This window comes from Levilactobacillus andaensis, assembly GCF_016861695.1.
GTDB classification, from domain to species: domain Bacteria; phylum Bacillota; class Bacilli; order Lactobacillales; family Lactobacillaceae; genus Levilactobacillus; species Levilactobacillus andaensis.
The window spans coordinates 25803-36627 of the sequence record NZ_BOLP01000022.1 but is presented as its reverse complement, the minus strand read 5'-3'; the positions used below and the strand labels follow the sequence as shown (position 1 = coordinate 36627).

Below are 10825 nucleotides of genomic sequence, written 5' to 3'. Positions count from 1 at the left end.
TTCAAGTTGTGTCCGCACCGTTCCAGCCCATATCTGGCGGCCGGTAAGGCGAAGGATGGACTGAGTTGCCTAATTTTTACGGTAATATCTTTGTTATACCGGGCTTAAACAGTATTTGGATACTTTCAACCTTTAGTCGTTCAATAAAAACCGCAAATTAGGAATCTGATAAATTCTCAGATTAATCTCTTTTGGTCACAGTATTTGATGATTAAGCACTTAGTTATTATGGAGACAGTTAATTTCCATAAGAGCTAAGTGCTTTTTTGTGGTTAAAGGAGTGAATCGGATGCAATTAATTTCTATCGTGGTGCCTTGCTATAACGAGCAAGAGAGCCTGCCGCTATTTTATAAACGCGTTGAACAAATTATGACGGAGTTTAACCGTCATCGTGATCAATTTCAATGGGAGTATTGGTTCGTCAATGACGGCTCCAGTGATGACTCCTTAAAGCAGATGCAATACCTCCATGCCGCCAATCCCGAGGCCGTTCATTACGTGAATTTCTCGCGGAATTTCGGCAAGGAAGCTGCCTTGTTGGCCGGCCTAAAAGTCGCCCAGGGAGATTTTGTTGCCGTCATGGATGTTGACTTGCAGGACCCACCAGAACTGCTGCCAACAATGATTGAGACCCTGATGGAAACGGACTACGACGTGGTTGCGACCAAGCGTTCTGACCGAACCGGTGAGCCCTGGTTACGGTCAAAACTGTCACAGGCCTTTTACCACGTGATCAATTACATCTCCCAAGTTCAAATCGTTCCGGGTGCCCGGGACTATCGGCTCATGCGTCGGCCCGTTGTGCAGGCAATTATCGACATGCCCGAGTACAACCGATTTTCCAAGGGAATCTTCAGCTGGGTTGGATTCAAGACTAAGTACCTGACCTTCCATCATCAGGATCGGGTGGCGGGGAAGACCCACTGGTCCATGCGGCAACTGCTGGATTATTCGCTTGAGGGCATCATGGACTATTCCGAAGTGCCCTTGGCCATCGCCTCTTGGCTGGGGGGCCTGTCATTTGTGGGGGCCATTCTAGGCATGCTGTGGATTGTCTTTCGCGCGCTGCTATTTGGCAATCCCACGGCTGGCTGGCCGTCATTAGTGGCCATCATCTTGATGCTCGGGGGCCTGCAGCTGCTATGTTTAGGCATTCTGGGCAAGTACGTTGGCCGGATCTACTTGGAGACCAAGCACCGGCCCCAGTATCTGATCAAGGATAAACGCTAGGAGGAGAACAATGACATTGACGGAAAGAAACCAGCAACTGGCCTTAGGGTGTTTCGGCTTGCTGGGGATTCTAGCAATTTTGGTCAAAATTCAGTTTGCGCCGCTGATGCAGTTGGACCACCAATGGTTAACGGCATTTAGTACGAGTGTGCTCGGTCAGCATGTCCGGGTGTGGGAATGGTTGACCCTAATAGGAAGTCCGCTAGTTACCAGTGGCTTAGGTGTAGTTTTAGCATTATTTCTGTGGCGGATTCGGCAGTACGGCTGGTCGTTGGCGACCCTGACGGCAATCGTGACCGGTGACGGGTTATTGTTGGTAATCAAGACGTTAGTGGGGCGGATGCGACCATTGCAGCAGGTCGTGCCCGACACGGGGTTTAGTTTTCCCAGCGGGCACGTCTTCAGCACAGCCCTGTTCGTGTTCATCGTCTGGACGCTCATGATGCAGTGGCTGGGACGGAGCTGGTTGAGCTGGAGTGTCATTACGATGACGGCAATCGTGCTTCTCGGGGTGTTATTCGCTCGTTTAGGGTTACGTGATCATTATCCTAGCGATGTGCTGGGAAGCTTGTTGTTGGCCAGTGGCTGGTGGTTACAGATTGTCAGCGTGCTAGAACGCGTCACTAAGCGGCGGCAACAACAGACGCAAGAATAAATTGTGGGGTGGAGAAGAATGCAGCAGTTGGAACGGAAGCGGTTATGGCAAAATGTGGGGTTAGCGTGGGTGCTGGCCTTACTGGTCGTTGTGAGCGTCTTCAGTTATTGGGGAATCAGTCCCCTGGGCAATCATAGCTTATTAATGAGTGACATGGGAACGCAGTACATCCCATTCTTAACGGCCATGCAACATGCGTTTAAGTACCAGGTCTTTCACCTCTACTCCTTCTCCCAGTCTTTGGGTGGTTCGGTGGTCCCCACGGTAGCCTATTACCTGTTGAGCCCATTTAACCTGATTGTCGTGTTCTTCAGTGCGGCCCAGGTTCCGGTGGCGGCCAGTTTGATCATCATGTTAAAAATTGCGACAATTGCCGCGACCATGAGCTGGTACTTACAGCGTCATTTTCACACGACGCAATGCTTAACGGTTGTCTTTGCACTGGCCTTTAGTTTCTGTGGCTTCGTGGCGCTGAACTACTTTGACTTCATGTGGTTGGACGCGTTGATTATTTTGCCGCTGGTGACAGATGGGATTGACCGTTTAGTCTGGGAACAACGACCCGGCCAATTCTTCGGTTGGCTGCTCGCTAGTATTTTGACAAATTACTACTTGGGGTACATGACGTGTCTGTTTGCGGTCCTTTATTTCGCCTATGTCTTTTACGGTTGGCTGACTGACAAGCAACCGGGCCAGACCAAAGCGTGGTGGGGGCGCCTGACTCAGTTCATGTTGAGTGGCTTACTGAGTGGCTTGAGTGCCGCCATCGTGCTGATTCCAACGGGATTAGGGATGCTGTTAACGGCAAAGCAGACGCCGGACCCGTTAAACTTCCGAATCGTTCCGGAGTTTGGGTTAGAATTCTTTACGCAATTTGGTGTGGGGGCGACCAACTATGCCCAGCGGCTGTGGCACGCACCGACCGTCTTTGCATCTAGTGCGGTGGTGCTGTTGGTCCTGGTCTACTTCGTTCATCCCCGAATCTCTCGCCGGGAAAAGTGGTCGGCGGGGGCTCTCCTGCTCACGTTGTTCTTGGCAATGTGGGTCCGGGTGTTCAATACTGTTTGGCATTTGATGCAGGCGCCGGCCGGTTTTCCTTTTCGGAACGTCTTCTTCTTTAGTTTCGTCATGGTCATGTTGGCCTTTGCGTCGTGGCAGAAGAATCCGCGGGCAATCCGCCGTGGGTGGCAATGGGGCTTGCCCGGTTTTCAGGTGGTCAGCATGGTTGTGGGCGCAAGGCTAGTTGTGATAATGGCTGACCTGGTGCGGGGACATTCTGCGAAACTGGCAAAGTACTACGACAACATTCAGCAGATTCACTGGCAGAGTCTGACCATCGCCGCAATTTACGTCATCTTCACGGCACTGGTCATCTTTGCGACACAGGGGATGTGGCGCAAATGGTTACTCGGTGGGCTGATATTAACGGAGGTCGGCGGCAACTTTGTCCTGACCATGGGAACCACTAATTTTGGCAACCAAGCGGCCTATATCAAGGCTTACCAGAACGAAAACCAGCAGATGGGCCGGGTAAATGACCCGGATGGCCAACTTTACCGGGTTCAAAATGACAATACATTGATCAATCGAGCCTATCAGGGAACCTACAACAATTACAATGACAGCCTGCTCTTTAACTTTCACGGGGTGGCGTCGTACAGTTCGACGTTAACGGAACAGACACGGCGGACGCTGAAACAACTGGGATTAGTCAGTGACAACGTTCGGCGGATCGGTTCGGCGGGGTTGACGCCTTTGACGGAACTGTTGTTGGGCGTTAAGGATACGGTTCATTTGACGACGAACAGTGCGCAGACGACAGCAACTAGTAGTTACAGTGGCATGGGATTTGCTGTGTCATCGGCGCTGGCAACCGTTAAGTTAGGCACCAACGCACTACGCAATCAAGAAGCCGTGATGCAGGCACTGGCCCCTAGCAGGCAGGCGTACTTCACGCAAGCCAAGCTGGGTACCGATGCAGTCAAACACGTCACAGAGATCAAGGGCGTGCCGACCACCTATAGGTATCATCACGTTTTGAAATTAACGGCCACAACTAATGGGTCGACCTACATGTGGGCGACCGGGGCTACCAAGTTTTCGACCATGAAGGTTGACGGTAAGCTAGTTGGGTTAACGCCAAGTGTCGATGGTCACGAATTGCTCGCCAAGCTAGGTGACTTCAAGCGGGGCCAAACGATTACCGTTAAGTTTGCGGCTAAATATCCGGATGCGGTCTATAAAATGCAGGTCATGAGCCTCAGGACCACATCCTTTGATCGGTTGGTCCAAACGGTTCGGCAACAACCGCTGGCGTTACACACGGTCGCAAGTCATTTTAAGACCGAACTGGTTGGAACCGTGACTGGTTCCAAACGGCGGCAGGAGCTTTTCCTCAGTATTCCGTATGATACGGGCTGGCAGGCCACAGTTAACGGGCGCCGGGTGACCCCTCATCGACTCTTGAATGGTCTCATGGGAATTTCTTTGCGGCCAGGGACCAATGATGTGCGGCTAAGTTATCACGTTCCGGGGGCGCATATTGGTGTCAGCGCTTCGGTGCTAGGTATCGCAGCGTTTGGACTATTGGATTGGCGTTGGCGCCGGGGACAGCGCCGCCAACGGGATTAATTGAGAGTAGACAAGACTAGCGTTGGCATGGCAGATGCCCGCTGAAGGAGAAAAGTATGGGAACCCTTATCGACTTTGTTTTACACATTGATAGCCATTTAGTGACTATCGTCAATACGTTTGGTGGGTCCACCTACCTCATCTTGTTTGCCATCATCTTCGTTGAAACGGGAGCGGTGATTCTCCCGTTTTTACCAGGTGATTCGTTACTGTTTGCGGCAGCGGCGTTGGCAGCGAATCCCAAGTATGGTCTGAACATCTGGTTGTTTATGGGCCTATTCTTGGCCGCGGCGGTGGCCGGTGACTCGCTCAATTATTATTTGGGACGGACGTTGGCCAAGGGGTCGTGGTTCGGTCGCCTGATCAATCAGAAACGGTTGGCTCAAGCGGCACACTTCTTTCGTAAGCACGGGCCGGCTGCCATTTTCTTAGGTCGTTTCATGCCAATTGTTCGGACCTTCGTGCCGTTCACAGCCGCCGGGTCGCAGTTTCCTTACCGGCGGTTTCTCAAGTTCAATGTGAGTGGGGCCATCGCGTGGGTCTTGCTCTGCAGTGGTGGCGGCTATTTCTTTGGCAACATTGCTTTTGTCAAAGCTCATTTTTCGGCGGTTATTTTAGGCATCATCGTCATCTCACTGATTCCGGCCGTGATTGGTTGGCTAAAGGGCCGTCATCCGTCGACACCGGTGGATGACTAAATCATGGTGTCAAAAGAAGTCACACCGTTAAATTAGTGTCAGTTTGCCGCACTACGGCTGACAGGGATTCCTGTCCTCCTCCGGCTCAGGCTGGGTTCTATCACAACAATAATCGGAAAACGTGGAGATTTAGCGTTTTCGGTCCAATCGATAACGACTGTTTCAGTCATTATCTCCGTCGTCTAAGAATACTGTGTAAGCTGAGAGGTCGGCAGATATGGGCTCAGGCGCGTCGTTCGCACCGTTCCAGCCCATATCTACCGGCCGGTAAGGCGAAGGGACCACCAGGTTGCCTAATTTTAGTCCCACTGTTGTTGCTAGAACAGGCAAGGGTGGTGCTTTGGAACTTTTAACCTTTAATATTAACCAGTAATCGGCCAGCTCCCCATGGTATAATGAGCTTATCAGATTGGTTAGGACTAATACAGAATGTTTTAGTCAGTCACAAAAGGGCATGACCGCTGAAGGTAGTGGGCATGTCCTTTTGTTTAGCGTGTCAGTCGAGGTAATGGTCAGGTGACGGGTAAAGATAGTTAACTGTCGCAACAGTCGGTTAGCTTTGCCCCTTGATTGTTTTTTCAAAACGCTATTGGGATAATGAAGGTCTACGGGGGAGGTAGCATCATGGGGAAAGGATTGTGGGGTCGGATTCAGCGCCATTTAACGTTGATCAAGGGCCTCTTCATGTTTTCGATTTTAATATTCATCATTCAAGCGGTTGGCCGCGTTGCTAAGGAAGTGAACGGTCAGGATCTACGGGCCGAGTTGGCAACGCTAAATACGGGGACACTGCTCTTGCTGCTGGTCTGCGGGTTCATTGCGGTCTTGCCGATGCTGGTCTACGATTTTACGATCGTTGAGTTTTTACCGGGTAAATTTTCGCGCGGGTACATCGTGCGCAGTGGCTGGACCACGAACACCTTTACCAACTTAGCGGGCATGGGGGGCCTGCTGGGTGCCAGTCTGCGGGCCAACTTTTATGCGAAGGCCGCGACCAAGAAACAAGTCGTTTATGCCATTTCCAAGATTGCCCTGTTCCTATTGGCGGGACTTTCCTTGTCCTGTTGGGTCGCGCTAATTATGTTATTTGGCTTTGATATCGGTCAGCCGTTCCGTGGTTACTGGGTCTGGTTACTGGGCGGGGGACTCTACTTTCCCGGCGTCTTTGTCTTCACGCGCCTGAGTAACGGCGAGTTCTTTCATGATTTAACCTTGAAACGCGAAATGAAATTGATCATCGGTTCCAGTTTAGAATGGGGAAGTTGTGCGCTATTTTTCCTGCTGATTGGCTGGGCCTTGGGTTTGCCGATCTCACTGGCGGCGGTTTTCCCAATGTTTGTCGTGGCTTCCGTGGCGGGGGTCGTGTCTATGATTCCCGGAGGACTGGGGTCATTTGACGTCTTCATGATCATTGGACTGGGATTTCTCGGCGTCAGTCGGGCCGACGCAACGGGCTGGCTGTTACTCTACCGGCTGTTCTACTACCTATTGCCATTCGCCGTGGGGGTCGGGTTCTTTATCCATGACGTGGGGCACCGGGTCAATGAATTTTTAAATGGTCTACCCGTAACGATCATGCGGCGGGGGGCCCACCTTTTTGTGACAACGTTTATGTATTTCTCAGGGGTCATGATGCTCCTGTTTGCGACGATTCCAGACGTGGTGCTGGCGAACCGGCTGTACATGCGTTTGATACCGTACATGTTTTATTTCTTAAGTCAGATGAGTAATATTATTATGGCCTTTCTGCTGATTGGTCTGGCTCGTGGCGTGGGGGCCCGGGTCAAACGGGCATTCTGGCCCACGCTGGTCGTGTTAGTCGTCGCAATCGTCATCACGCTGTGGCGGGAAAACTTCCCGGTCGGCTTGGCGATCTTGCTGGGACTGGTCTTAGCCTGTCTCCTATTTGCCCGACCGGAGCTGTACCGGACGAGTCTGAATTATTCTTGGGGTGGTTTGCTGGTGGATGGCAGTATTTACGTGGGGACCTTCATCCTCTATACCATCCTCGGCATCTCCAGCATGCAGATTGGCACGCACCATCACCACTCGTTCCTGCCGAACGCTTGGCTGTTGCCTTCAACGCAGGTGTGGTTGAACGGTCTAGGTGGCTTGCTAGTCGCGCTGCTGATTCTAATTGGAATTTACCGGTACTTATCCAGCGGCCGGCCCAAGTGGCTCCAGGAGCCGTATGATGCGCCGAGAATGCGGGCGATCATTGCCAAATTTGGCGGTAATGAGGTCAGTCACTTGGCATTTTTACGGGATAAACAGGCCTACTTCTACCAGGTGGATGGTGCGGACCAACTCTTCTTGCTGTACCGCCAAGAGGCAGATAAGCTGATGGTCATGGGGGAGCCAATTGGGAACCAGGCCGTCTTGGAACCGGCACTAAAGGCGTTCATGCACGATGCTGACCAGGCGGGCTTGCGGCCGGTCTTCTATGAGATCAGTGAAACGCTGACGCTGCGGCTCCACGAAATGGGCTTTGATTTTATCAAGGTCGGTGAAGAGGGCCACGTTGACCTGCAGACGTTTAAGCTGAGCGGGAAGGCGCGCCGCGGCGAACGAGCGCTGATCAATAAGTTCCAGCGGGAAGGCTACCAGTTCGACCTCTTACAGCCGCCGTTGAGTGATGAGCAGTTCAATGAACTCCAAGCAATCTCGGCGTCGTGGTTGAACGATGAAACGGAAAAGGGCTTCTCCATGGGCTTCTTTGACCGCGACTACCTGAATGAGGCGCCGGTCGCGGTGATGCATGATGCGCAGGGGAAAATTGTGGCCTTTGCTAATCTCATGCCGACCGGCGAACGGAACATGACGTCGATCGATTTGATGCGGGCCAGTCACGATGCGCCGTCAGGAATCATGGACGGACTATTCGTCTACTTGTTTGAGACCTGTCGCGACCAGGGCTACCAGAGCTTCAATCTGGGGATGGCTCCGTTAGCCAACGTAGGGATGTCGGAGTTTAGCTTCATTGAGGAACGGGCAGCCCATCTCATTTATGAGTATGGCTATAACTTCTACAGTTTCCAAGGCCTGCGCGCGTACAAGGAAAAATACGTGACGGAATGGCAGCCGAAGTATCTGGCCTATCGGAAGCGGCAGTCGTTGATCTTTAGCATGTTACAATTGCTCCTGATCATCAACCGTCGCCCAAACGTGACGCCGCAATTCGTCCCCAAATGGCTCAATGGCTGGTTGGTCGACGAAGTCCGGTGGCAGAACCGGGAATAATCCACTAATTATAAAAGAGTTCAATGTAAAAGAGCAGCTAGCGATGAGGTTTCCATTCGCTAGCTGCTCTTTTTAAATTGGCTTTTAAGGATTGAAAGCTGAACTTGCAGGTTTATTCTAGGATTGTGGCAAGCACCGGTACTGCTAAAATAGTCGTACTGCGGCTGTTAGGAATTCCGGCCACCATTGAGAACGCCTCCAGCCTGAGAAAAGGATTTCTGAATCGGCGGGCTGCCTCTCTGGCCGGTTCCGGTTACGTTTGGACACTACCATGAAAACTCTGGTCCACTCTATATTTTGTTGACTAATCAATAACGATTTTTCTGGTCATCTTCTCAGCCGACAAAAAGCCACCGTGTAAGCCGAGAGGTCGTCAGATATGGGCTCAGGCGCGTCGTTCTGCTTAGTCAGTGGGTGGGCTTTCCCACTGGCTTAGCAGAAGACCAAGCTTGTAGAATCGGTCTTTTCGAGGCTTCAAGTTGTGTCCGCACCGTTCCAGCCCATATCTGGCGGCCGGTAAGGCGAAAGAAACACTAATTTGCCTAATTCTTATGCAAATTCAGTTTTAGTTTGTGTACTTGAATGGCAGTTGGTGGCGGAAGTTAGCGAAGCCCTCGAAGATGCCGTCGATGCTGTCCGCGTCGATGAAGAGGTCGAGGTTCTCTTGCGGGGCAAACCCTTCATCACAACACTTGTGCATCATCGCAACCAGTTCATCAAAATAGTGATCGATGTTAAAGAGTGCGATGGGTTTTTGGTGGACGTTGATTTGACTCCAAGATAGCATGGTCGTGAACTCTTCAAAGGTCCCGAAACCACCGGGAAGGACGATAAAGGCGTCGGATTGCCGCAGCATTTCGTCCTTCCGTTCATCCATGGTTGCCGTTTCGATGAAGGTGGTGACGTCTTCCTTGGCTAGGCCCATTTCACGGAGAAAGGTAGGAATGATACCGATGACTTCACCGCCGGCCGCCATAGTCGAGGTGGCAATGGCGCCCATCAACCCCTCTTTACCCCCGCCGTAGACGACCGGGTGGTTATTTTCAGCGAGATACTTGCCCAGGGCGTTCGTTTGAATTAGGAATTGTGGATCGTAGCCGTGGTTCGAGCCACAGAAGACACAGACATTTTTAATGGTTGACATGTAAAGACCCCCAGAAATTAGATTTGGCATTATTATACCGCAATCCTCATGGAAAAGTCTGGCGAACCGGTCGCGGTGACGTTGGATAAGTGACTTAGTAAATGTTGGGACGCAACAATCGCATTCAGATTGTGAAAAATTTTAGCCGATTCTAAAATAAAGATGTTTTTAATGAAGGGGTCTGTGGCCATATAACGGAACGAATGACACAAGCCAACTCCGGCCGAAGATCCCAGTATGTCTGACTGTTTCACGCAAGGAGGAAGAGGACTATGACGATTGAAAAGGTAACCGTTGCCGGTGGTGGCACGTTAGGGAGTCAAATTGCTTATCAAACGGCGTACAGTGGGTTGGATGTCACCGTCTACGATGTGAACGCTGCGGCGATTGCGGCTGCTAAACGGCGGATGGCGACTTGGGACCAGGCCTATGCACGGGAAATGAATGCAACGCCGGCGGTCTTATTTGACACGAACGAGCGGCTACATTTCGCAACGGATCTCGCGACAGCTGTCGAGGACGCCGACCTGGTGATTGAAGCCATTCCGGAAGTGTTGACCATCAAGAGTGCTTTTTATGGTGAGTTAGCAAAAGTGGCACCAGCAAAAACGATTTTTGCCACCAACTCATCAACATTAGTGCCCAGCCAGTTTGCGGCCATGACTGGGCGACCGGAAAAGTTCTTAGCGCTACACTTTGCCAACCACATCTGGGCCAATAACATGACCGAGGTCATGGGACACGCCGGCACGGACCCGGCAATCTATGAAGCGGGGGTCGACTTTGCCCGGCAGATTGGCATGGTCCCAATTCAGTTAAAGAAGGAACAACCGGCCTACGTTCTCAACACACTGCTGATTCCATTTGTGGACGCTGCTCTGGTGCTATGGGCCAAGGGCGTGGCGGATATCGAGACCATTGATCGCGCCTGGATGATTGCGACGGGCGCACCGATGGGGCCATTTGGAATTCTTGATGAGATTGGCTTGCGCACCGCCTACAACATTATTTTGGCGGCTAGTGGCCAGCCGGGTAAGGAATTCCTAGTGGACGTGGCCCACACGGTCAAGACGGATATGATCGAGCAGAACCATTTGGGCCAAGAGAGTGGGGCTGGCTTCTATCGGTACCCCGACCCAGCATACGCTCAGCCAGCTTTTCTAAAAGGATAAATTAAAAAGAGTCCCATCACCGCCACCCTGTGCTCTGGGGTGGCGGTGATGGGA

General features: G+C 51.8%; 7 protein-coding genes. 6 read left to right on the top strand and 1 reads right to left on the bottom strand.

The annotated features are described in order from the left end of the window. The first annotated feature begins 289 nt into the window (after nt 1–289). From JUF10_RS13200 to mprF, 5 genes are all read left to right on the top strand, one after another. On the top strand, nt 290–1231 hold the full coding sequence (locus JUF10_RS13200) for a glycosyltransferase family 2 protein (protein ID WP_203643090.1): 942 nt from the start codon (nt 290–292) through the stop codon (nt 1229–1231). A 10-nt stretch (nt 1232–1241) separates the two neighbouring features. After that, nucleotides 1242–1886: a phosphatase PAP2 family protein gene (locus JUF10_RS13195; protein ID WP_203643088.1), complete on the top strand. Its 645-nt coding sequence runs from the start codon at nt 1242–1244 to the stop codon at nt 1884–1886. Nucleotides 1887–1904: 18 nt separating this feature from the next. Then, nucleotides 1905–4517 carry a YfhO family protein gene (locus tag JUF10_RS13190; RefSeq protein WP_203643086.1) on the top strand — a complete coding sequence of 871 codons (2613 nt, stop codon included), beginning with the start codon at nt 1905–1907 and terminating at the stop codon, nt 4515–4517. A 56-nt stretch (nt 4518–4573) separates the two neighbouring features. Next, nucleotides 4574–5215 (top strand): VTT domain-containing protein, encoded by a 642-nt coding sequence (locus JUF10_RS13185; protein ID WP_203643078.1) that lies wholly within the window; start codon nt 4574–4576, stop codon nt 5213–5215. A 624-nt stretch (nt 5216–5839) separates the two neighbouring features. Beyond that, nucleotides 5840–8455 (top strand): bifunctional lysylphosphatidylglycerol flippase/synthetase MprF, encoded by a 2616-nt coding sequence (gene mprF / locus JUF10_RS13180; RefSeq protein WP_203643076.1) that lies wholly within the window; start codon nt 5840–5842, stop codon nt 8453–8455. Nucleotides 8456–9020: 565 nt separating this feature from the next. Here mprF and JUF10_RS13175 read toward each other — a convergent pair. Continuing rightward, a complete protein-coding gene (locus tag JUF10_RS13175) occupies nt 9021–9599 on the bottom strand; it encodes an LOG family protein (RefSeq protein ID WP_203643075.1) in 579 nt (192 codons plus the stop codon). A 272-nt stretch (nt 9600–9871) separates the two neighbouring features. On the opposite strand from JUF10_RS13175, the gene JUF10_RS13170 reads away from it, so the two are divergent. Further along, nucleotides 9872–10771 carry a 3-hydroxyacyl-CoA dehydrogenase gene (locus JUF10_RS13170; RefSeq protein ID WP_203643074.1) on the top strand — a complete coding sequence of 300 codons (900 nt, stop codon included), beginning with the start codon at nt 9872–9874 and terminating at the stop codon, nt 10769–10771. The last annotated feature ends 54 nt before the right edge of the window (nt 10772–10825 follow it).

Excerpts from the sequence above, each read along its gene's own strand:
- JUF10_RS13185 (WP_203643078.1), top strand. The coding sequence starts at position 4,574 with ATGGGAACCCTTATCGACTTTGTTTTACACATTGATAGCCATTTAGTG.
- mprF (WP_203643076.1), top strand. The coding sequence starts at position 5,840 with ATGGGGAAAGGATTGTGGGGTCGGATTCAGCGCCATTTAACGTTGATC.
- JUF10_RS13175 (WP_203643075.1), bottom strand. The coding sequence starts at position 9,599 with ATGTCAACCATTAAAAATGTCTGTGTCTTCTGTGGCTCGAACCACGGC.
- JUF10_RS13195 (WP_203643088.1), top strand. The coding sequence starts at position 1,242 with ATGACATTGACGGAAAGAAACCAGCAACTGGCCTTAGGGTGTTTCGGC.
- JUF10_RS13170 (WP_203643074.1), top strand. The coding sequence starts at position 9,872 with ATGACGATTGAAAAGGTAACCGTTGCCGGTGGTGGCACGTTAGGGAGT.
- JUF10_RS13190 (WP_203643086.1), top strand. The coding sequence starts at position 1,905 with ATGCAGCAGTTGGAACGGAAGCGGTTATGGCAAAATGTGGGGTTAGCG.
- JUF10_RS13200 (WP_203643090.1), top strand. The coding sequence starts at position 290 with ATGCAATTAATTTCTATCGTGGTGCCTTGCTATAACGAGCAAGAGAGC.